This is a genomic window from Actinomadura livida, assembly GCF_014648675.1.
Taxonomy (GTDB): Bacteria; Actinomycetota; Actinomycetes; order Streptosporangiales; family Streptosporangiaceae; genus Spirillospora; species Spirillospora livida.
This window is the reverse complement of sequence record NZ_BMRO01000004.1, coordinates 532,755-558,351: the sequence shown is the minus strand read 5'-3', so window position 1 is coordinate 558,351 and position 25,597 is coordinate 532,755. Positions and strand designations below refer to the sequence as shown.

Below are 25,597 nucleotides of genomic sequence, written 5' to 3'. Positions count from 1 at the left end.
GCTCCGGCTCGCCTAGCGGCTCGCTGCGCGATCAGGTTTCTTGCTTCGCTCGAAACCTGCCTTCGGACGCGATCGCAAGCGTTGAGGTTGTCGCGGGGTTGCTGCGGTGGCTGAGGTGGTCGGGTCAGGCGGGTTCGGGTTGGGCGCGGTGGCGGCGGGGTGGGCGTGGGAGGTCCGGGCGGAAGCGGATCACCACGGGGAGGTCGGGCATGCCGACGGCTTCGCGGTAGCGCTCCACCGGGCCCGCGCCCAGTTCGCCGTAGACCTCGCTGATCAGCGTGTCGCCCGCGCAGGCGAGCCGCAGCAGCAGGCGGGGCCGGTCGGCCGTCCCCGAAAGGCGCACGCCGCAGTCGCGGACGCCGGGCATGGCGCGCGCGTCCCGGTTCAGGTCGTCCGCGGCCGCGCGGGCGCGGATGCGGGTCTCCGGGTCGACGTCCGGCCACCACCGGTGGACGACGCGGCGGACCTGGACGACCAGCCACAGCTGCCCGGCGAGCGCCAGGACCTCCGCGACGCCCGCGGCGACCGGCAGGAACCAGCCGTGGCCGCCGGCGAACCGGGCGAGCGCGGGGTCGAGCAGCGGGCCGTCCGCGGCGGCCGCGCCGAAGGCGCCGAGCCCGGCGGCGAGCGCCGCGGCACCGCAGGCGAGCAGGACGGCCCCGGTGGCCGCGATCGGGATGCGCATGTCAGTCCCTCCGCCAGCCGAGCCGGACGTCGACCTGCGGCCGGCGCATCGGCTCGATGCGGTCCAGCCGGGCGCCGACCGCCTGGCGGACGAGGTCCGCCAGGTTCGCCGGGTTGCGGTAGCCGGTCGTGACGCGGACGACGAGGACGCCGCGGAACGGCCCCGGGCCGCGCACGCGGGCGCGTTCGATGCCGGGGACGCCGAGCGCCGCGTCCGCGACCGTCCGGCGCAGCGCGGTGCGTCCGATGGCGCCCGCCTGCCGCGGGTCGGAGCCCGCGAGCGGGACGCCCCTGAGCCGCCCCGGCAGCGCCGCCAGCAGGAACGCGGCACCGGCGAAGGTGATCGCGCCCGCGGCCGGCAGGACGTCGCGCCAGGTGTGCCGCCGGAGCGCGTCCGCCACCGCGGCCACGCCCGGCACGGGGTGGACGCCGGAGCCGAGCGCGGCGGCCAGCAGTTCGATGGCGGCGACCCCGCACCCCGTGGTCACCAGCAGCGCGCCGGCGAAGCCCGCGAACGCGCGGCGCGGCCGGAACTCGCGGACGGCGAGCCGCCGCGCCTGCCGCCTGTTGTGCTCCTCCTCGATCAGGTCCCTGACCAGCATCTCGGCCATAGCCACCCCCGTGAGCCATCGGCACGTCCGGCATCATCACCCATGGTGAGGCATTGTCACGTGGAGTGAAACACGCCATGCCGACATCTCGCGCGTTCGCCGGGGTGGCGGGGGCCGCGGGTCAGCGGAAGACGACCGTGCGGTCCCCGTTGAGGAGGATGCGGTGCTCGCAGTGCCAGCGGACCGCGCGGGCGAGGGCGAGGCACTCGACGTCGCGGCCGACCGCCACCAGCTCCTCGGGGCTGTGGCCGTGGTCGACGCGGGCGACCTCCTGCTCGATGATCGGCCCCTCGTCCAGGTCGGCGGTCACGTAGTGCGCGGTGGCGCCGATCAGCTTCACGCCGCGCGCGTGCGCCTGGTGGTAGGGGCGGGCGCCCTTGAAGCTCGGCAGGAACGAGTGGTGGATGTTGATGATCGCGCCGGGCAGCTTGGCGCAGAAGTCGTCGGAGAGTATCTGCATGTACCGGGCGAGGACGACGAGGTCGGCGCCGTAGTGCTCGACCAGCGTCAGGATCTCGGCCTCCTGGGCGGCCTTGCCGCCCGGCCCGACCGGCAGGTGGTGGTAGTCGATCCCGTACGACTGGGTGAGGGGCCGCAGGTCGGGGTGGTTGGACGCGACCGCGACGATGTCTATGTCGAGCAGCCCGGAGCGCGTCCGGTACAGCAGGTCGTTGAGGCAGTGCCCGCCCTTCGACACCATGATCAGCACGCGCGGCCGCTCGGCGAGCGCGTGCAGCCGCCACTGCAGGCCGAGCTCGGGCACCAGCGCCGCGAACGCGCCGCGCAGCTCGTCCGGGTCGGTGTCGTCCAGGGTCGCGAACTGCACCCGCATGAAGAAGGTGCCGGAGTCGCCGTCGCCGAACTGCTGGCTCTCCAGGATGTTGCAGCCGCGCTCGGCCAGCAGCCCCGAGACGGCGGCGACGATGCCGGGCCGGTCGGGGCACGACAGGGTCAGCACATATTCGTTCAACGGTCTCAACTCTTGTGTTCGCGGTGGGACGAGGCGGGGCCCTGGCGCGATGGGGCAGCTCAGGGCGTGTCCCCATCGAGCTTACGCGGCGTCCGTCCCTCCCGCCGCCTTACCGCCCGCGACGGCGAGCCGGGAGGGACGGAGCGAGCGGCTACTCATCAGTAGTTTGGGGGCTCGCTTTGAGGTTAGTTTTGCTTCCATGCGGCGAATCGGGTTCGTGGTACTGGCGGTGACCCTCGCTCTCGCGGGATGCACGACCGAGACCGGCGACGGCGGCGGAGACGGGGACGGGGGCGGGGACAGACGGCCCGCGAAGGTGGACGGCATCCCCACCGCGCAGGGCACGCACAAGCAGAAGCTCGACGTGGGGACGATCGGGCACCGCGAGTTCCTGCTGCACGTGCCGGCGAAGGTGGCCGGCGGCGAATGGCGGGACGGCAAGCCCGCCGACCCGCCCGCGCTGGTCCTCGCCCTGCACGGCGGGCTCGCCACGATGGAGAAGATGGAGGAGATCTCCGGCTTCAACCGGCAGTCCGACGAGAACGGATTCCTCGTCGCCTACCCCAACGGCTTCATGACGACGTGGAACGCCGGCGACTGCTGCGGCGCCGCGAAGATCGGCGACGTGGACGACGTCGGGTTCCTCACCAAGCTGATCGACAAGCTCACCCGCGCGGGGCTGGCCGACCCGAGGCGGGTCTACGTGACGGGCTTCTCCAACGGCGCCGGGATGGCGTACCGGATGGCCTGCGAGCGGCCCGGCAAGGTCGCGGCGATCGGGGTCGTGGAGGGCGCGCTGGTGACCGACTGCGACCCCGGCGAGCCCGTCTCGGCGATGATCTTCCACGGGACGGCGGACGGGAGCGTCCCGTACAACGGCGGCGGGAACCGCGACTTCAACGACCGGCGGCCGTTCCCGCCCGTGTCGAAGGCGGTCGAGTTCTGGCGCCGGGCCGGCGGGCTGCCCGAGCCGGAGCGGCGGGTCAAGGCGCTGACCGGGAACACCGAGTGCCAGAGCACCGGGAAGGGCGACCGGGGCGTCGCGGTGACCTTCTGCAAGATCAACGGAGGCCGGCACGCATGGCCGGACCGGGCCGGGGCCATGCTGTGGGACTTCTTCGCCGCGCACCCGCGTCCCGAATGAGCGGTACGTGAGAGGTTCTCACATTCGGGGTTTCTATGGCAGTCTGACCACCATGAACCTCCGGGACCGCTACGACGCCGCGACCGCCGCAATCGAGGCGCCGTTCGCCGTCGTCGACCTGGCGGCCTTCCGCGCGAACGCCGCCGGCCTCGTCCGCCGCGCCGCCGGCAAGCCCATCCGGGTGGCGAGCAAGTCGGTGCGCTGCCGGCCGCTGCTGGAGGACGTCCTCGCCATGGACGGCTTCGCCGGGGTCATGGCGTTCACGCTCCCCGAAGCCCTCTGGCTGGCCGCGGAGGGCGTCAGCGACGACATCCTCGTCGCCTACCCCACCACGGACCGGACCGCCATCGCCGCGCTCGCCGCCGACCCCGCCGCCGCCCGCACCGTCACGCTCATGGTCGACTGCCCCGAGCACCTCGACCTGATCGAGTCCGCCGCCGGCGACCGCGACATCCGCGTCTGCATCGACGTGGACGCCTCCTACCGCCCCCTCGCCGGACGCGTCCGGATCGGCGCGCTGCGCTCCCCGCTGCGCACCCCCGCCCAGGTCCGCGCGTTCGCCGAGCAGATCCTCAAACGGCCTTCGCTCCACCTCGCCGGGCTGATGGCGTACGAATCGCAGATCGCCGGGGTCGGCGACGTCCCGCCCGGACGTCCCGCCCGCGGCCGCGTCATCCGCACCATGCAGCAGCGGTCCCGCCTCGAACTCGCCCGGCGCCGCGCCGCGATCGTCCGCACCGTCTCGGAACTGACCGAGCTCGAATTCGTCAACGGCGGCGGCACCGGCAGCGTCGAGAAGACCGCCGCCGAACGCGCTGTCACCGAGGTCGCGGCGGGCTCCGGCCTCTACCAGCCGCACCTGTTCGACCAGTACTCCAACTTCAGCGGACGCCCCGCCGCGCTCTTCGCCCTCCCCGTCGTGCGCCGCCCCGCGCCCGGCGTCGCGACCTGCCTCGGCGGCGGCTACCTCGCCTCCGGCCCCGCCGACGCCGTCCGCCTCCCCCAGCCCTACCTGCCGACCGGCCTCGTCTACGACCCCAACGAGGGCGCCGGCGAAGTGCAGACCCCCCTCCTCGGCCGCTCCGCCGACCTCCTCGCCATCGGCGACCGCGTCTGGTTCCGCCACACCAAGGCCGGCGAACTCTGCGAACGCTTCGACACCCTCCACCTGATCGAAGACGACAAGGTAGTAGGCACGGTCCCGACGTACAGAGGCGAAGGCCGCACCTTCTTGTAGCCCCCTGCGCCCCCCGTCCAAGCATCCCCATGGGCCGACAAGACGTTGACTTGCGGCGTGTTGTTGTTATGAAGCGCTTCATAACAACAACACGCCGCAAGTCAACGAAACGGTGGGGGGTGCTCTGGGCTCCTGGGGGTGGGTGGGGACGTAGGTTGGGGGGATGAGCGATGCTCCCTTGATCAGTGTTCGTGGTGAGGCCGTGCTTGAGGTCGAGCCGGAGATCGCGCGGGTGGTGGTGCATGTCCAGTCGCAGGAGTCCGACCGGCGGGACGCGCTCGACCGGCTGACCGAGCGCAACCGGCAGTGCCTTGAGCTGGTCAGGTCGTACGGGGACGCCGTCGAGAAGCTGGAGACGGGCGGGGTGTCGATCGTGCCGCTGCTGAAGTACAAGCGGCGGGAGGGCGACGTCCGCGCCTATCGGGGGACCGTGCAGATCAAGGTCGTCGTCGCGGACTTCGGGGTGCTCGGGGAGCTCGTCACCCGGCTGGGCGACATGGAGCGCACCTACGTGGACGGGCCCGAGTGGCTGCTGCGGCGGGACAGCGAGGTCTACGCGCGGGCCGCGCGGCAGGCCGCCCACGAGGCCGTCGAGCGGGCCCGCCGGTACGCCGAGGCGCTCGGGTCCCGGCTCACCGGGCTCGTCGAGCTGTCGGACGAGGGGCTCGGCAGGGCCCAGGACGCGGGCGGCCCGGTCACGCTGGCCGCCGCGTACGGGCGGGCCGCCGGGGCGCCCGAGGAGCCCGAGCCGATCGACCTGGAGCCCGCGAAGCAGGTCGTCCGGGCCGCGGTCGAGGCCCGGTTCACCGTGTCGCCGCCCGACCTGGAGCCCCGGTGAAGATCGCGATCATCGGGGCCGGCAGCGGCTACATGCCGGGCGTGATCCGCGGAATCCTGCACCGCGCCGAGGACCTGGCGGGCACCGAGCTGGCCTGCCACGACATCGACACCGGGCAGCTGGTGACCATGACGCGGCTGGCCCGCGCCATGTTCTCCGCCAGGGGCGCCGGCATCGCCGTCTCCGCGCACACCGACCTCAAGGCCGCGCTGGACGGCGCCTCCTACGTGTTCACGACGTTCCGTCCGGGCGGGCTCGCGGCGCGCCATCTGGACGAGTCGATCCCGCTCAGGCACGGCGTCGTCGGGCAGGAGACCGCCGGGCCGGGCGGGTTCCTGATGGCGCTGCGGTCCGTGCCCGTCCTGCTGGAGATCGCGGCGGCCGCGCCGGACGCCTGGATCGTCAACTACACCAACCCGACGAACATCGTCACCGACGCCGTCGCCCGCACCACCGGGGCGCGCGTCATCGGACTGTGCGATCAGGCCATCGGGGACACCGAGATGTGGGCCGACCTGCTGGGCCTGCCGTTCGAGGGGCTGGAGGCCGACTGGATCGGCCTCAACCACGCCACCTGGGCGCAGCGGCTCCGGCTCGACGGCCACGAGCTCGACCTGCCGGGGCTGCTGGACGAGCTGGAGATCCCGGGCGGCGGTGCGACGCCGTGGCGCGACCCGTCCCGCATGGCCGAACTCGCCAAGACGCTCGGATTCCTGCCGAACTCCTACGCCAAGTACTACTTCTTCCACGACGACGTGGTCGAGGAGCTGCGCGCGAAGGGCACGACCCGCGCGCAGGACATCCTCGCGATGCTCCCCGCCTACTACGAGCAGGTCGCCGCCGAGTCGCGGAAGGCCGACCCCGACCCGTCCCGCGAGCGCGGCGGCGGGGAGCACGGCGAGTTCGCCGTGGACGTCATCTGCGCCCTGCACCGCGACGAGGGCCGCCGGATGATCGTCAACACGCGCAACAACGGCGCGATCTCCTCGCTGGACGCCGACGCGATCGTCGAGGTCCCCTCGCTGGTCGGGCGCGCCGGGCCGGTCCCGCTGACGATGGGCCCGCTCCCCGGGCCGGTGCGCGGGCTCACCCAGGCGATCCACGCCTACGAGCGGCTCGCGTCCGAGGCGGCCGTCACCGGCGACCGCCGGACCGCCCTGCAGGCCCTCATGGCGCACCCGTTCGTCCGCGGCAAGCACACCGCGGAGAAGATCCTGGACGAGGGGCTCGCCGCGCACCGCGACCACCTGCCGCAGTTCACCTGACCGTGACCTCGTCCGCCTGAACGGGGGACGCCCCTGCCCCGTACCCAATGGTGTGGGAGGAACGGACTGCGGGGAGTACCGCATCGGCCTCGGCGTCTACGCCCTCGGACGGCTGCCCGGCGCCGAGGCCGACGAGCTGTCGGCGCATCTGCGCGACTGCCCGTCCTGCCGCGCGGAACTCGCCGAGCTGCGCGACGTCGCCGAGCTGCTCGCCCGCAGCGTCCCGCAGGCGCCCGGCCACGGCCCCGTGACGCGCAGAGGCGCCGGCCGCAGACCGCGGACCGGCGCCTCCCTGAACGGCCTCAACGGCGCCTGCGCCTACGGCTCCAGAGGACCAGGGCGGCCACGGTGACGGCGGCGGCGCCCGCCAGCACCACGCGCTTGTCGATCCCGCCGCGCTCCGGGTCGTCGGCGTCCGCGGGCGCGCCGATCATCGCGCCGACGGCCTTGGCGACCTGACCCGCCTCCTCTTTCAGCCGGTCGGCGCCCCGCCGCGCGACGTTCTTCGGATTCGTCCGGTCGGCGATCTCGTCGACCGTGCGTGCGAGCTCCTGGACGTTGCGCTCTATGTACCTTTCCAGCGCCTCCGGGTCGCTGGGCCTGTCGTCCATGCCGTGTCCTTATCGTGTGGGGCGAAACCGTGACCAGCGAAGCATGATCCGGACAGTCTCGCAGGTCTTCCCCCGGAACGCCCGCCGCACCCCCCGGCCCGGTACGGTTGGAGCCACCATCCGAGCGAAAGGCGGGACAGGGTGTCCGAGCGGCTGCAGCCGGGCGACGTCGCCCCCGAGTTCGAGCTTCCCGACGCCGACGGGTCCCCGGTGTCGCTGGCCGCGCTGCGCGGCAAGCGCGTGATCCTGTACTTCTACCCGGCGGCCATGACCCCCGGCTGCACCAAGGAGTCGGTCGACTTCGAGGGCAGCCTCGGCGAGCTCGACGCCGCGGGCGTCGCCGTCGTGGGCGTCTCCCCCGACAAGCCCGCCAAGCTCGCGAAGTTCCGGGAGAAGGAGGGCCTGACCTTCCCGCTGCTCTCCGACCCGGACGCCGAGGTCCTGAAGGCGTACGGCGCGTACGGGGAGAAGAAGCTGTACGGCAAGGTCGTCGTGGGCGTGATCCGCTCCACCTTCCTCATCGACGCCGACGGCAGGATCGAGAAGGCGTACTACAACGTGAAGGCCACCGGCCACGTGGACCGCCTCCGCCGCGACCTCGGCATCTGAACCGGAGACACGAAAGGACCGGCCCGCGTCGCGGGCCGGTCTTCGCACGCGGAGGGTGCGGGCGGGGGGATTCGAACCCCCACGGTGTCTCCACCAACAGGACCTAAACCTGCCGCGTATACCTGGTTTCGCCACGCCCGCCTGCGCCTCCCACCGGAGGCGCGTTCAGCTTAGCGGCTCGGTCCGCGGGGTGTGGGTGGTCGCCGTTCGCGGGCGGCCCGGCGGGGTCCGCCGTGCGGGCACGGCGGGCGCGGGACAGGGCGGCCACCGCGACGGCGGTGCCGGCGAGCGCGATCGCGGCGGTCAGCATCGCCGACTGGACGCCGGCGGCGAACGCCGTCCGGGCCTCCGCGGCGATCCCGGGCCCGGCCCGCAGCGCCATCGCCAGGGACTCCTTCGCCTGCTCGGCGACGGGTGCCGGCACGCCCTCCGGGGCCAGGTTCGCGCGGTAGCCGGACTGCAGGACGCTGCCGAGGACGGCGATGCCGAGCGCCCCGCCGAGCTCCCTGGCCAGGTCGTTCACCGCCGACCCGACGCCCTGCTTGTCGCGGGGCAGCGCGTCGATGATCGCGGCCGTGGCGGGGGTCATCGCGAGGCCCATGCCGGCGCCGAGCGGGAGCAGGCCCGCCAGCAGGAGCCAGTAGCCGCTGGTCTCGTCCAGCAGGGAGAAGACCAGCAGCGCCGCGCTCACCAGCAGCAGCCCGGCGGTGATGACGCGGGGCGCGCCGAACCGGGCGGCCAGCCGGGGCGCGACGACCCGGGCGGACGGCATCATCGCGAGCGCCATGGGGACGAGGCTCAGCGCGCCGATCAGCGCGCTGTCGCCCTTCACCAGCTGCAGGTACTGCAAGACGATGAAGATGAACCCGAAGAAGGCGAAGAACTGCAGCGTGATCGACAGCGTCCCGGCGGAGAACGGCCGGATACGGAAGAGCCGCGGGTCGAGCAGCGGGTGCGGCCGCCGCAGCTCCCAGGCGACGAAGCCGGCGAGGACGAGGACGCCCGCGGCGAGGCCCGCGAGTGTCCGGACGCTCGCCCAGCCCGCGACGGGCGCCTCGATGATCGAGTAGACGAGCAGGCCCAGCCCGGCGACGGTGATGGCGGCACCGGTGAGGTCCAGCTTCGGCGCGTCCGGCTCGGCGGACTCGGGGACGGCCGCGAGCGTCGCGATGAGCGCGGCCGCCGCCAGCACGACGTTCAGCACGAACACCGAGCGCCATGACCAGAACTCCAGCAGCGTGCCGGAGGCGAGCAGCCCGAAGACGGCGCTCGCGCCGGCGACGCCCGCCCACATGCCGACCGCCCGGGTGCGCGCCTCCGCGGCGAACGTCGAGGTGATCGTGGACAGCGTGGCGGGCATGACGAGGGCCGCGCCGACGCCGAGCACGCCGCGCATCGCGATCAGCCAGTTCGGGTCGCTGACCAGCGCGGCGGCGGCCGAGCCCGCGCCGAAGACGACGAGCCCGGCGGTGAGGGCGCGGCGGCGCCCGTAGCGGTCGCCGATGGCGCCGCCCAGCAGCAGCAGCGCCGCGAAGACGAGCGCGTACGCGTCGATGATCCACGCCAGTTCCGTCTGCCCGGCGCCGGTGTCGCGGGCGATGGACGGGACGGCGGTGTTGAGGGACGCCACGGCGGACACCACCGTGGCGAGGGAGAGCATCACGGTGGGCAGGACCGCGCGGTGCGCGGTTCGCCCCTCCGGAATGACGGCGGCCATGGCGAGCCTCCTAGTGCGTCTTCTCTCTTCGGCCACCTCGAATCTGGCCGCCGCACCGGCTATATTTCAACCGTGATGAATAAATCGGGGGCCTCGCGCGGGCGGCGGCGCGGGAGCCCGGACACCCGGCGGGAGATCCTCGCGGTGGCCCGCCGCCGGTTCCTGTCCGACGGCTACGGGCCGGTCACGATGCGCTCCATCGCCGCCGAGGCGGGCGTCGACGCCGCGCTGATCAGCTACTTCTTCGGGTCGAAGAAGGGGCTGTTCGGCGCGGTGCTGGGTCTGGTCGCCAACCCTCCGGAGGTGCTCGCGGGCGCGCTCCCCGGCGACCCCGCGACGCTGCCCGAACGCGTCCTGCGCGCGCTGCTCACCGCGTGGGACGACCCCGAGGGCGGCCGCCCGCTCGTGCTCATGGTGCGGGCGGCGGCGCAGGAGCCCGAGCTCGGACGGCTGCTGCAGGAGATCGTCCAGGACGAGCTGATCGGCCGCATCGCCGACCACCTGGCCGGCACGGGCGCGGTGACCGCCGACGTCCGGGGCCGGGCGGGCGTGTTCGGCGCGCAGCTCGCCGGCGTCATCTTCACGCGCCATCTCCTCGGCGTGGAACCGGTCGCGTCGATGCCGCGCGATGAATTGGCGGCGCGGCTCGCGCCGGGTCTGCGCGCGGTGCTGTACGGGCCGCCGCGCCGGTCCCGGCCCGGCGCCCCGGCCGGTGCACGGTCGGCCCGGGTAACGGACGGGTCCGCGCCAGAATTGCGGACAAAAACCCATGAGTTCGCCCGCATTATTTGAAAAACGACCTCGGCAGGGCCGCCGCGGGCGGCCTAGGCTTGATGAGTCCGCCCGTCGGCACAGTCGGTGACACCATGATCACAAGTTCGCCGGGGAACGTCGTGCACACGTCCTTCACGCACCGCCTGCTGCCCTACGACGGGGCGGACCGGTTCCTCGACGGCGCCCTCCCCTTCCTCGCGGACGGGCTCGCCGCGGGCGACCGCGTCGTCGCCGTCTGCGGGACCGGCCAGGAGATGCTGCTGCGCGACGCGCTCGGCCCCGCCGACGCCGGCGTCGAGTTCCAGGAGCCGCGGGACTGGTACCGCCACCCCGCGCGGACGCTGGCCGACTGCCTGAGCGCGGCCGACGACGCCACCGGGCGGGGAAGCCGGCTGCGCGTCCTCGGCGAGCCGGCGTGGACGTCGCGGACCCCGCCGGAGGTCGTCGAGTGGCAGCGGATCGAGGCCGTCCTCAACGTCGCGTTCCGCGACACCGGCGCCGCGCTCATGTGCCCGTACTCGACGTCGCTGCCGGCGGGCATCGTCGCGGCGGCCCGCAAGACCCACCCGGAGACCGTGCGCGGCGGGCAGGCCGTGCCCAACCCCGGTTTCGTCGACCCCTGGTCGTACTGCGCGCAGTGCGACCGCGAGCCGCTGCCCGCGCCGCCGCCGGACGCCGACGAGCTCCGGCTCGACAAGGCCGACCTGTACTGGCTGCGCGCCTACGTCACCGAGTACGCCCGCCAGACGGCGCTTCCCGACGAGGACCTCCAGCGCCTCCTGGTCGCGGTGACCGAGGTCGTGACCAACGCGATGCGGCACGGCGAGCCGCCCATCGTCCTGCGCATGTGGACGGAGCCGGGCACCGCGCCCGCCCTCGTCTGCGAGGTCGCCGACGAGGGCCGGTGGGCGCCCGGAACCGGCTACGGGCTCATCCCGCCGCGTCCCGGGAGCACCGCGTTCGGGAGCCGGTTCGGGCTGTGGGCCGTGCGGCTCCTGTGCGCGGCCGTCCAGATCAGGACGGGCGAGGGCGGCAGCACCGTCCGGCTCAGGCTCGCGCTCCCCGGCGCGGCCGGCGCCGGACCCCGGACGGAGAGTGAGGGCTTCCGTGCGTTGGGCTTCCAAAACCCTCCGAGCGGCGTACGCTGATGCACACACCACCGATCTCGATGGGCAGGCCATGGAGACACCCTGGTTCGCCGAACGTCCCGTCGGAGAAGTCCGGCCGGGCGATCACGGCTGGCTGGCCTACAGCGGTTCCGAGGAGCGCGACCAGGTCATCGGGACCTTCGTGCGGGAGGGCCTGCGGACCACCGAGAAGGTCGTCTACGTCACCGACGCCCCGGCCCACCGGCTGCCCGGCGTCGGCCCCCGGCACGGGATCGACGTGGACGCCTACAGCCGGGCGGGCCAGCTGCGGGTGATCTCGCGGCGGGACGCCTGCCTGGACCGTCGGGGCGGGTTCGAGCCCGCCATGATGCTGGACACGCTCGGCCGCGAGGTCGACAAGGCGTTCGACGAGGGCTTCCGCGCCGTCCGCCTCACCACCGACTACAGCTGGCTGCTGAAGCCGCCCGGGCCGCCCGACCTGGCCCGGATGCTGGGGTGCGAGCACCGCGTCGGCGACGCGGTGTCGCCGAGCACGATGGCGATGGCGATCTGCCAGATCGACAGGCACGCGCTCCGGCCGGACGAGCTCGCCGCCCTCCGTGACACACACGAGGTCCTCGTGGAAGTGAACCCCGAATACGACGACGGGATCCTGAAGATAGTGCGCACGTTCGAACCCGACGGCCTGCGGCTCGAAGGGGAGCTGGACGCGGCGCGGCACTCGGTGTTCGCCGAGCAGCTCGCCCAGGTGAGCACCGACCGCCGCCGCGTCCACCTCGACCTGTCCAGGCTCGGCTTCATCGACCTCGGCGGCCTGCACCTGATGGCCCGGCACGCCACCGGGCTGCCCGCCGGCGAGCCGCTGGTCCTCGACCACCTGGCGCCCGACGTGGAGAACGTCATCGAGATGGTCGGCTGGCACCGGCTCCCGGGCCTCGTCCGCGGCGGCCGGCGCACCTCCCCGGACCCGGAGGGGATCACCTGATGGCCATGGAGCACAAGGCTTTCCTGTACCGCGACATCGACGACTTCCTCTCGGTCACCGTGCCGTATCTGAAGGACGGGCTGGCGAACGACCAGAGCGTCATCGCCGTCGTCCCCGAACCGAGGCTGACCGCGCTCAGGGACGTCTTCGCCGGGCCCGGCCAGCCGATCGCGTTCGTCGACTCGGCGGAGTTCTACCGGCATCCCGTCCGCACCCTGCGCGACTACCAGCACGTCGTGAAGCAGAGCGCGCCGCGCCGCGTGTGCGCGCTGGCCGAACCCGTCTGGCAGGGCTGGGACGAGCGGCAGACGCTGGAGTGGATCCGGTACGAGTCACTCATCAACGTGGTGTTCGCGAGTTCCGGCGCGCGTGCGCTGTGCCCGTACGACACCGGCACGCTGCCGCCCCGCGTCGTCGCGGAGGCGAAGCGGACGCACCCCCTGCTGCTGTCGTCCGAGCACGAGGGGCTGAACCACGAGTACGTCGACCCGGTGACGGTCGGGACGGCCTGCGACCGCGGCCCGCGCACCGGCCGGCCCCGCGACGCCGAGTACCTCCCCGTCGCCGGCGCCGACCTGCACGTCCTGCGGGCGTTCGTCGGCGAGCGCGCCGCCCGGCACGGCCTCCCGAAGCGGCCGGCGCAGAACCTCGTCACGGCCGCGAACGAGGTCGCGGCCAACGCGCTGCAGCACGGCACGCCGCCGGCCGGCCTGTGGATCTGGCGGGACGGCGACGACGTCGTCTGCGAGATCGGCGACAACGGCTTCTGGCGCCCGCCCCCCAACCCGCTGACCGGGTTCATCCCGCCGGAAACCGCCCTCCAGCGCGGCTTCGGGCTGTGGACCGTCCGCCTCCTGGTCGACCTGGTGGAGATCCAGGCGGGCTGGGACGGCACCTTCGTCCGGCTGAGCGTCTCCCGCAGCGCCTCGGAGCCTGCCGGGGCCTAGGGGAGGCCGGCCGCGGCGACGATGTCGGCGAGGGCACGGAACGCCTTGCCGCGGTGGCTGATGGCGTCCTTCTCCTGCGGGGCCATCTCCGCGGTCGTGCGGGTCTCGCCGTCCGGGACGAAGACCGGATCGTAGCCGAAGCCGCCGGTGCCGCGCGGCTCGCGGATCAGCGCGCCGCGCATCCGTCCCTCGACGCAGTGCTCGGCGCCGCCGGGGACGACGAGGACGGCCGCGCACACGAACGCCGCTCCCCGCTGCTCGTCGGCCACGTCGGCGACCTGGTCGAGCAGCAGCTGGAGGTTGGCGAGGTCGCGGTTTCCTCCTGCGCCGAACCGTCCCGACCAGCGGGCCGACAGCACGCCCGGCATGCCGTTCAGCGCGTCCACGCACAGGCCGGAATCGTCCGCGACCGCGGGCAGGCCGGTGAACGCGGCGATCGCGCGGGCCTTGAGCAGCGCGTTGCCCTCGAACGTCAGCTCGGTCTCGGCCACGTCAGGAGCGCCGGGGAACTCGTCGAGGCCGACGATGTCGAGACCGCCGAGGATCCGCCGCAGCTCGGCGACCTTGCCCCCGTTGTGGCTCGCGAGGACGATCCTGCTCATCGGGCTCGGGCCCCCGCGCCGAGGGCCTCGGCCTGGAGGCGGGTCAGCTCGGCGCAGCCGCCCGCCGCGAGGTCGAGCAGCGCGTCCAGCTCGGAGCGGTCGAACGGGGTGCCCTCGGCGGTGCCCTGCACCTCGACGAACCGCCCGTCGCCGGTGCACACCACGTTCATGTCGGTGCCGGCGGCGGAGTCCTCCTCGTAGCAGAGGTCGAGGCGGGGCTCCCCGTCCACGACGCCGACGCTGATCGCCGACACCGAGGCGATGAGCGGGTCGCCCTTCAGCAGCTTGCGCTCGCGCATCCAGCTCACCGCGTCGGCCAGCGCCACGTACGCGCCGGTGATCGCGGCGGTGCGCGTGCCGCCGTCCGCCTGGAGGACGTCGCAGTCGAGCTGGACGGTGTTCTCCCCGAGCGCCTTGAAGTCGAGGCAGGCCCGGACGGAGCGGCCGATCAGCCGGGAGATCTCGTGGGTGCGCCCGCCGATCCGCCCCTTGACGGACTCGCGGTCGTTGCGGGTGTTGGTGGCGCGGGGCAGCATCGCGTACTCGGCGGTGACCCAGCCGAGGCCGCTGTCGCGGCGCCACCGGGGCACCGAGTCCTGCACGGACGCCGCGCACAGCACCCGGGTCGCGCCGAACTCGATCAGCACCGACCCTTCCGCGTGGTCGAGCCATCCGCGCTGGATGCGGACGGGACGGAGCTGGTCGGGCGCACGGTCATCGGGGCGAGGCATGGCTCCAACCCTAGTGGGCCTCAGAGGGTGTACCGGGCGCCCACGCGGGCCAGCTCGATGTCGCCGCCGTAGGGGCTGGCCTTGGCCTCCTTGAGCGAGAGGTCCGCGTCGTTCCACGGCACGAGGTGGGTCAGGACCAGCCGCCCGACCTCGGCGCGGGCGGCGTGCTCCCCGGCCTCGCGGGCGGTCAGGTGCAGCTCCGACGGCAGGCCCGGCCCGTCCAGGAACGACGCCTCGCACAGGAACAGGTCGGCGCCGGAGGCGATCTCGACCAGGTCGTCGGAGGCCCCGGTGTCGCCCGAGTACGCGAGCGTCTTGCCGTTGTGCTCGATGCGGAACGCGTACGCCTCGACCGGGTGCGGCATCAGCGCGGCCGTGACCCGGAACGGTCCGATCTCCTGGGTGCCGCGGCGCAGGGTGCGGAAGTCGAAGGTGCCGCTCATGCCCGGGACGGGATCGAGGTCGTAGGCCCGCGCCATCCGCGCCGCGGTGTCGGCGGGGCCGTACACCGGGATGGGCGGCGGCGGGCCGCCCGGCCGGTAGGTGCGCGCGACCCAGTACCCGCACAGGTCGAGGCAGTGGTCGGCGTGCAGGTGCGAGATGCAGACGGCGTCGATCTCGTACAGCGACCGGAACCGCTGCAGGGACCCGAGCGCGCCGTTGCCGAGGTCGAGCACCAGCGCGTAGCCGTCCGCCTCGATCAGGTAGCTGGACGCGGGGCTGTCCGGCCCCGGGAAACTGCCGGAGCAGCCGATCACAGTGACCCGCACGCTCAACTCCTCCTTTGGATTCCCGAGGAATCAGGTCGTCAGCGCCGTGCCCGGCGTGGTCTCCACGGTCTCCACCGAGCCGATCTCCGGGCCGAGGAACCGGCGGCCGAGCTCGGCGAACACGCCGGGGTCACCGGTGGCGCGGAACCGGTGCCGCGGCCGCGGCGTCGCCTCGGCGCGGGCAAGCCCCCGATCGTGCAGCACGCGATACACGTCCTTGGCGGTCTCGTCGGCACTTGACACCAGTGTGACCCCGTCGCCGACGACATACGAGATGACACCTGCCAGCAGTGGGTAATGCGTGCAGCCCAGGATGAGGGTGTCGCACCCGGCGGCCACGATCGGACGGAGGTAGCCGCGGGCCGCCTCCAGCAGCTCCGGGCCCATCGTCACGCCCGCCTCGACGAACTCGACGAAGCGGGGGCACGCGGCGCTGACGAGCTCGATGTGCGGCGCGGCGGCGAACGCGTCCTCGTAGGCGCGGCTGTTCACCGTCGCCTGCGTGGCGATCAGCCCGACCCGGCCGTTGGACGTGGCGCGGGCCGCGCGGCGGGTGGCCGGGTTGATCACCTCGACCACCGGGACGTCGTACCGTTCCCGGGCGTCGCGCAGCATCGCCGAGCTGGCGCTGTTGCAGGCGATGACCAGCAGCTTCACGCCCTCGGCGACGAGCCGGTCGAGCATCTCCAGGGCGTAGGCGCGGACCTCCGCGATGGGCCGCGGCCCGTACGGCTGCCGCGCCGAGTCGCCGAGGTAGCTGATCGGCTCGTTCGGCAGCTGGTCGAGGATCGCGCGGGCCACGGTGAGCCCGCCGAAACCGCTGTCGAAGACCCCGATGGGGGCGTCCGGGGGGCCGTCCCCCCGGGACGCGTCCCGTCCCCGGGACGCCGCCCCCCAGGATGCCTCTGACATGGTGCACAAGGCTAAGCGAGAAGGCTCCGCTCAGGTGCGTCATGCGTTGGACATCACACCGTCACAAGCCGGAAAACCGTCCAGTTCAGGCCATGCGGCCGCCGGCGGCACCCGATCGGGGGCGAAACGCCGAGGGAAACGCCGGGGAACCGGACCGGGGATCGCCTCAGCCGCGGGTGCGCGGCACCCGGGCGATCTGCCGGCTCTGCGCGACGAGCCGGTCCGCGGAGTCCCAGACCTCGACCTCCTCGTCGAACCAGCCGTCGGCGAGGAGCCGGCCGGTGCCGTGCACGGCCAGCCAGCCCTGCGCGGGCACGGCGCGCATGTGCCAGGTCAGCTCGACGGTCGGCGCCCAGCCCTGCGCGTCGAGGTTCAGGACGACGGGCGGCAGCGCGTCCACGGCGAGGGCGAGCGAGTAGGCGTCGAGCGGCTCGTCGCCGTGGTGCCGGAACCAGCCGCGGACCTCGGGGCGCCCGCTCGGCCGCCCGTCCAGCCAGCCCATCGTGGACCGGTCGAAGCGCATGTCGACCTGGTCGGCGAACCCCCCGCCCGACGGCGGGCGGAAGTCGGTGCACTCCTCCAGCGGCGGCATCGCCGGGGGCCCCTCGCCGGCCCAATCGGGCTCGGCGGCGGCGTCGAGGGTGCCGGTGGTGATGAGGGCGTCCACGACGGAGCGGCCGTCCTGGACGAGGCTGACCAGCGACGCCGCGGCGGTGCGGCCCGCCTTGCGGGACTCCACGACGACCTCGGCGGGCCCGGCCTTGGTGACCCGGTGGAAGTTCGCCGCGGTGGAGATCGGGTGGGCGTGCGGGGAGGCGTCGACGGCGGCGCGGGCCATCACGGCCATGAGGTAGCCGCCGTTCAGCGCCTCGCCGATGGCGTAGCCGCCGTCGAGGACGATCTCGTACCGGCCCTCGCCGACCTGCTTCACGGCGGTCGCGTCGCCGAACCCGCTCATCCGCACTCTCCCGCGTCCGGCCGCGCGGCGGGCGCCGTCACCCGTCCGACACGGTTCTAGAATCACATTCGATAGGGAACTCTACCGTGCCGGCCGGACCGCGACCGTGGTCAGGACGCCGCCCGCGCCGGCACGGCGGCCGGGAAAGGGACGGGGCTCAGGCCCAGAGCTGGCCCTCGAGGCGGGCTTCCGCCTCCTCCAGGGTCCCGCCGTACGCGCCGGTCGACAGGTACTTCCAGCCGCCGTCGGCGATCACGAAGACGATGTCGGCCCGCTCGCCCGCCTTGACCGCCTTCTTCGCCATCCCGATCGCCGCGTGCAGCGCGCCGCCGGTCGAGATGCCCGCGAAGATCCCCTCTTGCTCCAGCAGCTCGCGGGTGCGGCGCAGCGCGTCCCCGGACGTGACCGAGAACCGCGTCGTCAGCACCGACTCGTCGTACAGCTCCGGGATGAAGCCCTCGTCGATGTTGCGCAGCCCGTACACCAGGTCGCCGTACCGGGGCTCGGCCGCGACGATCTTCACGTCCGGCACCTGCTCCCGCAGGTACCGGCCGACGCCCATCAGCGTGCCCGTGGTGCCGAGCCCGGCGACGAAGTGCGTGACCGTGGGGAGGTCCTCAAGGATCTCCGGGCCCGTCGTCTCGTAGTGCGCGAGGGCGTTGGCCTCGTTGCCGTACTGGTAGAGCATCACCCACTCGGGGTTCTCCTCGGCCAGGCCCTTCGCCACCCGGACCGCCTCGTTCGAGCCGCCCGCCGCCGGGGAGAAGATGATCCGCGCGCCCCACATCTCCAGCAGCTGGCGGCGCTCGTCTGAGGTGTTCTCCGGCATCACGCACACCATCTCGTAGCCGCGCAGCTTGGCGACCATGGCCAGCGAGATGCCGGTGTTGCCGGACGTCGGCTCCAGGATCGTGCAGCCCGGCGTCAGCAGCCCCTCCTTCTCCGCCTTCTGGATCATGTAGAAGGCGGGGCGGTCCTTCACCGAGCCGGTGGGGTTGCGGTCCTCGAGCTTGGCCCAGAGCCGGACGCCGTCGCTCGGCGACAGCCGCGGCAGGCCCACCAGCGGCGTGCGGCCGAGCGAGTCCAGCAGCGAGTCGAATCGCATGTGCCGCGACCCGGCTCAGCCGCCGGCGACGGCGGGGAGGATGGTGACGCTGTCGCCGTCGGCGACCTGCGTCTCCAGCCCGCCGAGGAAGCGGACGTCCTCGTCGTTGAGGTAGACGTTGACGAACCTGCGCAGGCCCTTGTCGTCCACCAGCCGGTCGCGCAGGCCGGCGTGGCGCGCGTCCAGGTCGGTGAACAGCTCGTCCAGTGTGGCGCCCTTGCCCTCGACGGACTTGGCCCCGTCGGTGAGGTTGCGCAGGATCGTCGGGATGCGGACCTCGATCGCCATCGCGGTGATCTCCTTCTACGTCGTACGGGGGCTTCCCGCCCTCTGCGTCACAACCGGGCGGGAAGCGGGAAGATTCCAGGCATGATCAGCGCGTCAGCGACAGTCGTAGACGACCTCGGCGCGCGAGTGCCCGAACAGGAAGCTCTGCACGGGTGGCACCGCGGAGGAACCGGCGCGGCGGCGCACAGCGCCCGTCCGGTGACCGCTCGTCCACATGACCGCCAGTTTACCGGCCGTCCTCCGGGGCCGCCCCGCCGCCTTCGGCCGTCCGCCGCCCAGCCCGTCGCTCAGCCCACCGCCCGCCGCGGTCAGCCGTACGACTCGACGATCTGGACCTCTTCCTCGACCGGCTCGCCGTCCACCAGCAGGTACGAGCGGAACTCCACCTCGTCCGGCGCCTGGGTCGACACGATCACCCGGTGCACCCGCGGGTCGGCCAGCGACGACCGCAGGTAGTCGAGGTCGGTCCGCGACGGGTACGCCTCGGTCGAGGTGTGCGAGTGGTAGTGGACGATCATCTCCTCGTCGTTGTCGAACATCTCGTTCGCCACCCGGAACCACTCGTCGTTGTCGAAGCTGTGGTAGGTCGGGGACCGCTCGGCGTTGGTCATCGGGATGAACCGGGCCGGCCGGTCCGAACCCTCGGGTCCGGCCACGATGCCGCATGCCTCGTCGGGGTGGTCGGCGCGCGCGTGCGCGATGATCTTGTCGACTATGGCACGTTCGATCGTCAGCATGCCCGCAGGCTACCCGGCGGCGCCCGCCCGCCCCGGCCGCGCCCCGCCGCCCATGGCGGGGCACGGCATCCGGCACGCTCAGCCGATCCGGACGCGCATGCGGACCTGCGTGCCCTGCGGGCCCGAGCGGGTCTCCACGATGTGGCACAGCCGCCGGACGGCCCACATCGCGGCGTCGTGCCCCTTGGCGCCCGGCGGCTCGTAGCCGAGGAACCGGTCGGCCAGGACGCGCACCGGGTCGGCGACGTCGCAGATCAGCTCGCCGGCCTCGGCCCACACCCGCAGCGAGCCGCGGCCGCCGCCGTCCCGGATGATGCCGGTGGCGACCTCGTTGACCGCGAGCACGAACGGGAGCGTCCGGTCCTCCGGCAGCCCGAGCCGCGCGGCCTCGGTGAACAGGAAGCTCCGCAGCCCCGGCAGCCCGCCCGTCGCGAACGACCTGCGGGCGGCCACCGCAGGCGGCGGCGGCAGCGGGCCCGCGTCGCACTCGGCGCAGAACTCCGCGGGGGCGGTGTACCGCGCGGCGGCGGCGGGCCCGTCCGGCCCGGCCAGCTCCGGGTGGGTGCGGGCCGCGGCGTCCAGCACGTGGCCGGGCAGCACCGCCGTGTCGTACGCGCACATGATCATGGTCGGGGTGCCGGCGAACACGACGTTCAGCAGCGCGTCGTGCCGCTTCCACTCGCGGGTCTCCAGCGGCGTCCGGCCGCGCCAGACCGGCTCGGCCAGCAGCCGCAGCCGCCCGCGCGGCCACCAGTCGGCGCGGGCCCGGTCGTGGCAGGACGCCAGCGCGTGCATCGGGCCCCGGGACCACTGCGCCGCGTCCAGGAACTCGATCTCCGCGGCGGTCTCGCGGCCGAGCTGCCCGCGCAGCGCCGCCGCCACCGGCGGCTCGACCAGCACGACGACCGCGTCCCCGGCCCGGCGCCCGGCGCGCAGGTACGGCACGGCGGTCAGCAGGTACTCGTGCCGCGACCCGTACATCAGCGCCTGGTGCACGAGGACGTCCTGCGCGCCCTGGGCGTCCACGGCGGGGCCCCACGGCCCTGGCCCGTTCACGCGGTCGCCTCCGCGACGATGCCGGGCGCGGTGTCCCAGCCGCAGACGCGCATCATCAGCTCCATGCAGCCGGGCATGGACCGCAGGATCACCTGCCGGTCGAGGACGGTGCTCAGCTCGTTCGCGCGGATCAGGGTGCGCAGCCCGTCCAGGTCGCAGAACTCGAGCCGGGAGAGGTCGAGGCACAGGTGCGCGGAGCCGTCGCCGGCGTCGCGCAGCGCCTCGACCAGGCCCGGCAGCGTCGACTCGTCGATCGCGCCGGACAGCCGCAGGCCGGGCGGCGCGAACAGCGGGACGATCGTCAGCACCCCGTCGTCGAAGACCGCGTCGGCGCCGGCCCGCCCGCCGTGGTGGCGCTCCACCTCGCGCAGGTGCTCGGCCGCGAACCACCGGCGGTCGAACTGGCACAGCGCCATCGCCGGGCTGCCCGGCCGGGCGACCGCCCGGTGGACGGCGTCCTCGAACGCCGCGAAGCGCGCCGTCCCGGGCCAGCCGCGCAGCGACGGGCACGCCTCGCCCGCGATGCGCACCCCCGGATGGCCGAGCGCCAGCGCCGACTCCAGCACGGTGTCGAGGTCGGCGCCCGCGGTGGGCAGCACGGTCAGCCGGCCGTCGTCGAGCGCCGCTCCGAAGCCGTGCCGCAGGCGCCCGGCGGCGGCGCCGGCGGGCTCGCCGTCCACGAGGTAGACCAGGGCGTCCCCGGCGCGCAGGCCGTCGTTGAGGAACGCCGTCAGGACGGCATGCCGCTCCTCGGCGTTGACGTAGGGGAGGCACAGGTGGTCCCCGGGCCGCATATCACCGACCGGGGTGGCGGGCTCGCCGGACCGGGGACGGGTCTGCTCGGTGACCATGCGGCCTCCTCATCCGCATCAGGCGCGGTACTCGACGGAGATGCCGGGGGCGTCGTCCAGGCCCTCCTCGCGCAGCCGGTCGCGGAGCGCGGGCGGCACGCCGCGCAGCAGCAGCCCGCCGTGCCCCCGGCCGCCGGCCCCGGCCAGCAGGCGCAGCCCGTCCGCGTCGCAGTCCGTCACGCCGCCGAGGTCGAGGCACAGCAGGCCCGTCCGGGTCGTGATCGACTCCAGCACGTCCTCGGCGGCGGAGAGGTTCGACCGGTCGATGGTCCCGGCCAGCGCGGCGCCGGGCGGGCTGAAGATGGGCGTGATGCGCAGCGAGCCGTCGTCGTAGTAGTCGTTGACGCGGACTCGGCCCATGTGGCTGGCGTCCACCGCCGCGAGCCGCACGTCGTCGAACCAGCGGCGGTCGAACTGGCAGATCGCCATCGCCTTCAGGTCGGTGGTCATGAAGACCTCGTCGAGCATCCGCTCGAAGTCGCCGTGCTGGTCGGTGCCCGGCCAGCGGCGCAGCGAGAAGCGCGCCTCGCCGGCGATCCGCACGCCCCGGTAGCCCTGCACGAGCGCGAGGTCGATCTCCGTCGCCATCAGCTGGAGGCTCTCCTGCGGGTCGAACCGGCCGCTCGCGAGGAACGTCTCCTCGGCGGTCCGGACGACGAAGTGCCCGGCCTCCATCGCGGCGGCGAGGTCGATGTCGCCGCCGTCCGGGTCCGGGCCGGCGCCCGCGTCGGCGGCCAGCAGCCAGGCGAGCACGTCCGCCGCGGGGACGCCGTCGGAGATGTAGATGACCTTCTCGCCGGCGCGGACTCCGTCGCGCGCGTAGGCGGCCATGATCGACCGGCGTTCCCCGTCGTCGTCGAAGACGAGGGCGAGGTGGTCGCCCAGTTCCATCGCGCCGACCGGCTTGGGGTGGGTGCCCGCTACGGGCATGACGGCCTCCGAATGGTCTTCGGCCCGCCGCGGGCGGACCGTGAACGCCCCCTGGAGGCAACGTTAACGACCCTCCGCACCGCCGTCCCGACAATCGGTAATGCCCTTTATGACCAGGTGTGGACGCGGGAGGCGGTCACCAGAGCGCGCGGACGAGGCTCTCCTGCAGCATCGTGAGCCAGTCGTAGGCCGCGAACATCGGCGCACGAGGGTCGCGCGGGTCCATGCCCTCCGCCTCCTCGTACCACTCCTCGGTGATGTCGAGCCGGGTGCCCAGCGCCAGCCGGACGTCGTTCAGCGCCCGCAGCCACACCTGCGCCTGCTTCTCGTCCAGCATCACGTCGCCGCCAGGCTCGCCCAGCGTGTTCAGCACCGTCTCGGCGGCCTCGCGCTTGCCGTCGCGCAGCCCCATCTCGGTGTAGCGGCGGAACTCGCCCGCCGCCTCGCCGTCGTCCTGGTACGCGTCGGGGAACAGCCGGGCCAGCACCGGGTCGTCCGATTTGGTGGCGTTGTCGGCGATGCCGATGGACGCCAGCTCGTCGTCCGCGCCGGGCGCCTCGCCCAGCAGCGCGAGCAGCTGCTCCATCAGGGCGCGCACGAGCGCGGCCTCCTCGGCCTCAAGGCGCACCCTGATGCCCTGGCGGGTCCTCTTCACATGGCTCACGGGTCGCTCCGCTCCGGACGGCTCATCGGATCGCTCCGCCCATCGGCACTAGTCGTCCCGCTTCACGGTGGCCCACAGGCCGTAGGAGTGCAGGATCTCCACGTCCCGCTCCATCTCCTCGCGGGTGCCGTTGGCCACGACGGCGCGCCCCTTGTGGTGCACGTCGAGCATCAGCTTCTCGGCCTTGGTCTTCGGGTAGCCGAAAACGGCCTGGAACACGTACGTGACGTACGACATCAGGTTGATCGGGTCGTTCCAGACGATCGCCAGCCAGGGCCGGTCCGCGCTGACGTCCTCCTCGACGTCCGGCCGCTCCAGTTCGACGGGTGCGGGCGCCGTGCTCATGGCGCTCATGTCCGCGTCTCCCCCTCTCCGCGTGAAGTCCGTCCGCCCATCGCACCCGATGCTATGCGCCGCCGCCCCGTCCGGTGCGACGGTCCGGACCTCCATGGTGCACGCGGCAAGGCTTAGGGTTCCAGATGTGGACCATGGTGACGGCACCGCACTGCTGACCGACCAGTACGAGCTGACCATGCTGCAGGCCGCACTCCGCAGCGGGACGGCCGACCGGCGCGCGGTCTTCGAGGTGTTCGCCCGGAGCCTGCCCGCGGGCCGCCGGTACGGGGTCGTGGCGGGGACGGGGCGGCTGCTGGACGCGATCGAGGCGTTCTGCTTCGAGCCCGCGCAGCTGGAGTTCCTGGCCGCGAACGACATCGTGGACGAGCCCACGCTGCAGTGGCTGGAGAAGTACCGCTTCACCGGGAACGTCCACGGTTACGCCGAGGGCGACTGCTTCTTCCCGGAATCGCCGATCCTGGTGGTCGAAGGGACGTTCGGGGAGGCCGTCCTCCTGGAGACCCTCGCCCTGTCGATCCTCAACCACGACTGCGCGATCGCGTCCGCGGCGTCCCGGATGGTCCAGGCGGCCCAGGACCGGCCCCTCATCGAGATGGGTTCGCGGCGCACCCACGAGCGCGCCGCCGTGGCCGCCGCCCGCGCCGCCTACATCGCGGGGTTCGCCACCACGTCCAACCTGGAGGCGGGCCGCCTCTACGGCGTGCCGACCGCCGGGACGAGCGCCCACTCGTTCACCCTCCTGCACGACAGCGAGCGGCACGCGTTCGAGGCGCAGCTCGCCTCGCTCGGGGCGGACACGACGCTGCTCGTCGACACCTACGACGTCGAGCGGGCCGTCGGCACCGGCGTGGAACTGGCCGGGCCCGCGCTCGGCGGCGTGCGGCTCGACAGCGGCGACCTCGGCGCGCTGGCGCGCCGCGTCCGGGAGCAGCTCGACGCGCTGGGCGCGGCCGGCACCCGCATCGTGGTGACCGGCGACCTGGACGAATACGGCATCGCGGCCCTCGCCGCGGCGCCCGTGGACGGCTACGGCGTGGGGACGTCCCTCGTGACCGGCTCGGGCGCCCCGACGACGTCGCTCGTCTACAAGCTCGTCGCGCGGGCGGACGGCCCCGGCGAGGACGCCCCCGTCCGCCCGGTGGCGAAGCGCTCCCCCGGCAAGCCGAGCCGCGGCGGGCGCAAGACGGCCGTCCGCCGCCTCGACGGGCACGGCGTCGCGCATGCCGAGGCCATCTTCCTGGGGGAGGCCGCCCCGGGTCCGCGCGACCGCGTCCTGCACGTCCCGCTGGTGCGCGACGGCGAGGTCGTCGGACGCGAACCGCTCACCGCGAGCAGGGAGCGCCACGCCCGCGCGGTCGCGGAACTGCCGGCGTCGGCGGTGCGCCTCTCGCGCGGCGAGCCCGCCGTCCCGACCGAGTTCGTCGGCGACGGCACTCGCCCCTGAACCGGTCCCGCATTCTGGGATAGCGTCCCTAGTGTCTGGGCAAGTCCGGAGGAGAGACCTGAACAGGGAGCGCTCATGGGCAAGAAGGCTCTGATCATCGTGGACGTGCAGAACGACTTCTGCGAGGGCGGCTCGCTCGGCGTCGGCGGCGGTGCCGACGTGGCGGCCCGGATCTCCCGGCACGTGTCCGAGAACCGGTCGGGCTACGCCCATATCGTGGCGACCCGCGACTTCCACCTCGACCCGGGCGACCACTTCTCCGAGCAACCCGACTTCGTCGACTCGTGGCCGGCGCACTGCGTGATCGGCACCCCGGGCGCCGACTTCCACCCCGACCTCGCGCTCGCGCCCATCGAGGCGGTGTTCAGCAAGGGCCGCGAGGAAGCCGCCTACAGCGGCTTCGAGGGGGTCTCCGACGACGAGCAGCCGCTCGCCGACTGGCTCGCCGGCCGCGGCATCGACGAGGTGGACATCGTCGGCATCGCCACCGACCACTGCGTCCGCGCCACCGCCGTGGACGCCTCCCGCGCGGGCCTGCGCACCACCGTCCTCCTCGACCTCACCGCCGGTGTCGCCAAGCCCACCGTCGACAAGGCCCTGGAGGAGATGGCGCAGGAGGGGGTCGCCCTCAACGGCGCCCCAGTGGTGAGCACCTGACCGAGACCCGACCAAGGGTCACCGTCACCGGAGT

General features: G+C 73.4%; 30 protein-coding genes and 1 tRNA gene. 12 read left to right on the top strand and 19 right to left on the bottom strand.

The window, feature by feature from the left end:
* Positions 1 to 124 precede the first annotated feature (124 nt).
* The 3 genes from IEZ03_RS12390 to purU form a co-directional block, all read right to left on the bottom strand.
* Positions 125 to 685 carry a hypothetical protein gene (locus IEZ03_RS12390; RefSeq protein WP_184888094.1) on the bottom strand — a complete coding sequence of 187 codons (561 nt, stop codon included), beginning with the start codon at positions 683 to 685 and terminating at the stop codon, positions 125 to 127.
* A gap of 1 nt (position 686) precedes the next feature.
* Entirely contained in the window at positions 687 to 1,295 is a 609-nt protein-coding gene (locus tag IEZ03_RS12385) for a DUF6286 domain-containing protein (protein ID WP_184888096.1), read from the bottom strand.
* 121 nt (positions 1,296 to 1,416) lie between these two features.
* On the bottom strand, positions 1,417 to 2,265 hold the full coding sequence (gene purU / locus IEZ03_RS12380) for a formyltetrahydrofolate deformylase (RefSeq protein WP_132054874.1): 849 nt from the start codon (positions 2,263 to 2,265) through the stop codon (positions 1,417 to 1,419).
* 199 nt (positions 2,266 to 2,464) lie between these two features.
* Between purU and IEZ03_RS12375 the strand changes: the two genes are divergently transcribed.
* The 5 genes from IEZ03_RS12375 to IEZ03_RS12355 all read left to right on the top strand — a co-directional run bounded on the left by IEZ03_RS12375 (position 2,465) and on the right by IEZ03_RS12355 (position 7,101).
* Entirely contained in the window at positions 2,465 to 3,409 is a 945-nt protein-coding gene (locus IEZ03_RS12375; RefSeq protein WP_184888099.1) for a CE1 family esterase, read from the top strand.
* 52 nt (positions 3,410 to 3,461) lie between these two features.
* Positions 3,462 to 4,646, top strand: a complete 1,185-nt coding sequence (locus IEZ03_RS12370; protein WP_184888101.1) for an amino acid deaminase/aldolase — start codon at positions 3,462 to 3,464, stop codon at positions 4,644 to 4,646.
* A 163-nt stretch (positions 4,647 to 4,809) separates the two neighbouring features.
* Positions 4,810 to 5,484 (top strand): SIMPL domain-containing protein, encoded by a 675-nt coding sequence (locus IEZ03_RS12365; protein WP_184888103.1) that lies wholly within the window; start codon positions 4,810 to 4,812, stop codon positions 5,482 to 5,484.
* A complete protein-coding gene (locus IEZ03_RS12360) occupies positions 5,481 to 6,749 on the top strand; it encodes a family 4 glycosyl hydrolase (RefSeq protein WP_184888105.1) in 1,269 nt (422 codons plus the stop codon). Before IEZ03_RS12365 ends, IEZ03_RS12360 begins: the two co-directional genes overlap by 4 nt.
* Positions 6,750 to 6,801: 52 nt before the next feature.
* Complete coding sequence (locus IEZ03_RS12355; protein WP_221480876.1) at positions 6,802 to 7,101, top strand: anti-sigma factor family protein; 300 nt, start codon at positions 6,802 to 6,804, stop codon at positions 7,099 to 7,101.
* On the opposite strand, the gene IEZ03_RS12350 is transcribed toward IEZ03_RS12355, so the two are convergent.
* Positions 7,052 to 7,360 carry a DUF3618 domain-containing protein gene (locus IEZ03_RS12350; protein WP_184888107.1) on the bottom strand — a complete coding sequence of 103 codons (309 nt, stop codon included), beginning with the start codon at positions 7,358 to 7,360 and terminating at the stop codon, positions 7,052 to 7,054. The two genes, IEZ03_RS12355 and IEZ03_RS12350, sit on opposite strands and share 50 nt — an antisense overlap.
* A 141-nt stretch (positions 7,361 to 7,501) precedes the next feature.
* Between IEZ03_RS12350 and bcp the strand changes: the two genes are divergently transcribed.
* Positions 7,502 to 7,969, top strand: a complete 468-nt coding sequence (gene bcp, locus IEZ03_RS12345) for a thioredoxin-dependent thiol peroxidase (RefSeq protein WP_184888109.1) — start codon at positions 7,502 to 7,504, stop codon at positions 7,967 to 7,969.
* A gap of 56 nt (positions 7,970 to 8,025) precedes the next feature.
* Here bcp and IEZ03_RS12340 read toward each other — a convergent pair.
* Both IEZ03_RS12340 and IEZ03_RS12335 read right to left on the bottom strand, forming a co-directional pair.
* Positions 8,026 to 8,110 (bottom strand) — tRNA-Leu (locus IEZ03_RS12340).
* The gene (locus IEZ03_RS12335; protein ID WP_184888111.1) at positions 8,073 to 9,686 is read right to left on the bottom strand and encodes an MFS transporter; all 1,614 of its coding nucleotides are present in this window, start codon (positions 9,684 to 9,686) and stop codon (positions 8,073 to 8,075) included. Before IEZ03_RS12335 ends, IEZ03_RS12340 begins: the two co-directional genes overlap by 38 nt.
* A gap of 75 nt (positions 9,687 to 9,761) precedes the next feature.
* Between IEZ03_RS12335 and IEZ03_RS12330 the strand changes: the two genes are divergently transcribed.
* The 4 genes from IEZ03_RS12330 to IEZ03_RS12315 all read left to right on the top strand — a co-directional run bounded on the left by IEZ03_RS12330 (position 9,762) and on the right by IEZ03_RS12315 (position 13,501).
* Positions 9,762 to 10,478, top strand: a complete 717-nt coding sequence (locus tag IEZ03_RS12330) for a TetR/AcrR family transcriptional regulator (RefSeq protein WP_184890882.1) — start codon at positions 9,762 to 9,764, stop codon at positions 10,476 to 10,478.
* A 74-nt stretch (positions 10,479 to 10,552) separates the two neighbouring features.
* On the top strand, positions 10,553 to 11,608 hold the full coding sequence (locus tag IEZ03_RS12325) for an anti-sigma factor RsbA family regulatory protein (protein ID WP_184888113.1): 1,056 nt from the start codon (positions 10,553 to 10,555) through the stop codon (positions 11,606 to 11,608).
* A gap of 31 nt (positions 11,609 to 11,639) precedes the next feature.
* Positions 11,640 to 12,554: an MEDS and STAS domain-containing protein gene (locus IEZ03_RS12320; protein ID WP_184888115.1), complete on the top strand. Its 915-nt coding sequence runs from the start codon at positions 11,640 to 11,642 to the stop codon at positions 12,552 to 12,554.
* A 5-nt stretch (positions 12,555 to 12,559) separates the two neighbouring features.
* Positions 12,560 to 13,501: an anti-sigma factor RsbA family regulatory protein gene (locus tag IEZ03_RS12315; RefSeq protein WP_229808237.1), complete on the top strand. Its 942-nt coding sequence runs from the start codon at positions 12,560 to 12,562 to the stop codon at positions 13,499 to 13,501.
* On the opposite strand, the gene rdgB is transcribed toward IEZ03_RS12315, so the two are convergent.
* The 13 genes from rdgB to clpS form a co-directional block, all read right to left on the bottom strand.
* Positions 13,498 to 14,103, bottom strand: coding sequence for an RdgB/HAM1 family non-canonical purine NTP pyrophosphatase (rdgB, locus tag IEZ03_RS12310; protein ID WP_184888119.1), 606 nt, complete (start codon positions 14,101 to 14,103; stop codon positions 13,498 to 13,500). The two genes, IEZ03_RS12315 and rdgB, sit on opposite strands and share 4 nt — an antisense overlap.
* The gene (rph, locus tag IEZ03_RS12305; protein ID WP_184888121.1) at positions 14,100 to 14,834 is read right to left on the bottom strand and encodes a ribonuclease PH; all 735 of its coding nucleotides are present in this window, start codon (positions 14,832 to 14,834) and stop codon (positions 14,100 to 14,102) included. The genes rdgB and rph overlap by 4 nt, the downstream gene beginning before the upstream one ends.
* 20 nt (positions 14,835 to 14,854) lie before the next feature.
* Positions 14,855 to 15,604: an MBL fold metallo-hydrolase gene (locus IEZ03_RS12300; protein ID WP_184888124.1), complete on the bottom strand. Its 750-nt coding sequence runs from the start codon at positions 15,602 to 15,604 to the stop codon at positions 14,855 to 14,857.
* Positions 15,605 to 15,634: 30 nt separating this feature from the next.
* Complete coding sequence (murI, locus tag IEZ03_RS12295; RefSeq protein ID WP_184888126.1) at positions 15,635 to 16,516, bottom strand: glutamate racemase; 882 nt, start codon at positions 16,514 to 16,516, stop codon at positions 15,635 to 15,637.
* A 166-nt stretch (positions 16,517 to 16,682) separates the two neighbouring features.
* Positions 16,683 to 17,474 carry a thioesterase family protein gene (locus IEZ03_RS12290; RefSeq protein ID WP_184888128.1) on the bottom strand — a complete coding sequence of 264 codons (792 nt, stop codon included), beginning with the start codon at positions 17,472 to 17,474 and terminating at the stop codon, positions 16,683 to 16,685.
* A 157-nt stretch (positions 17,475 to 17,631) separates the two neighbouring features.
* Positions 17,632 to 18,579 (bottom strand): PLP-dependent cysteine synthase family protein, encoded by a 948-nt coding sequence (locus IEZ03_RS12285; RefSeq protein WP_184888130.1) that lies wholly within the window; start codon positions 18,577 to 18,579, stop codon positions 17,632 to 17,634.
* Between the two features lie 15 nt (positions 18,580 to 18,594).
* Positions 18,595 to 18,867 carry a MoaD/ThiS family protein gene (locus IEZ03_RS12280; RefSeq protein ID WP_132051242.1) on the bottom strand — a complete coding sequence of 91 codons (273 nt, stop codon included), beginning with the start codon at positions 18,865 to 18,867 and terminating at the stop codon, positions 18,595 to 18,597.
* A gap of 308 nt (positions 18,868 to 19,175) precedes the next feature.
* Positions 19,176 to 19,604 (bottom strand): M67 family metallopeptidase, encoded by a 429-nt coding sequence (locus IEZ03_RS12275; protein ID WP_184888146.1) that lies wholly within the window; start codon positions 19,602 to 19,604, stop codon positions 19,176 to 19,178.
* A 78-nt stretch (positions 19,605 to 19,682) separates the two neighbouring features.
* Complete coding sequence (locus IEZ03_RS12270; RefSeq protein ID WP_229808236.1) at positions 19,683 to 20,660, bottom strand: anti-sigma factor RsbA family regulatory protein; 978 nt, start codon at positions 20,658 to 20,660, stop codon at positions 19,683 to 19,685.
* The gene (locus IEZ03_RS12265; protein ID WP_184888149.1) at positions 20,657 to 21,511 is read right to left on the bottom strand and encodes an MEDS domain-containing protein; all 855 of its coding nucleotides are present in this window, start codon (positions 21,509 to 21,511) and stop codon (positions 20,657 to 20,659) included. Before IEZ03_RS12265 ends, IEZ03_RS12270 begins: the two co-directional genes overlap by 4 nt.
* An 18-nt stretch (positions 21,512 to 21,529) precedes the next feature.
* Positions 21,530 to 22,441, bottom strand: coding sequence for an MEDS domain-containing protein (locus IEZ03_RS12260; protein ID WP_184888151.1), 912 nt, complete (start codon positions 22,439 to 22,441; stop codon positions 21,530 to 21,532).
* Between the two features lie 136 nt (positions 22,442 to 22,577).
* The gene (locus IEZ03_RS12255) at positions 22,578 to 23,105 is read right to left on the bottom strand and encodes a DUF2017 domain-containing protein (RefSeq protein WP_184888156.1); all 528 of its coding nucleotides are present in this window, start codon (positions 23,103 to 23,105) and stop codon (positions 22,578 to 22,580) included.
* Between the two features lie 48 nt (positions 23,106 to 23,153).
* Positions 23,154 to 23,450, bottom strand: a complete 297-nt coding sequence (clpS, locus tag IEZ03_RS12250; RefSeq protein WP_131979896.1) for an ATP-dependent Clp protease adapter ClpS — start codon at positions 23,448 to 23,450, stop codon at positions 23,154 to 23,156.
* 103 nt (positions 23,451 to 23,553) lie between these two features.
* Between clpS and IEZ03_RS12245 the strand changes: the two genes are divergently transcribed.
* Positions 23,554 to 24,906, top strand: a complete 1,353-nt coding sequence (locus IEZ03_RS12245) for a nicotinate phosphoribosyltransferase (protein ID WP_184888158.1) — start codon at positions 23,554 to 23,556, stop codon at positions 24,904 to 24,906.
* Between the two features lie 75 nt (positions 24,907 to 24,981).
* Positions 24,982 to 25,563 (top strand): isochorismatase family protein, encoded by a 582-nt coding sequence (locus tag IEZ03_RS12240; RefSeq protein WP_184888160.1) that lies wholly within the window; start codon positions 24,982 to 24,984, stop codon positions 25,561 to 25,563.
* Positions 25,564 to 25,597 lie beyond the last annotated feature (34 nt).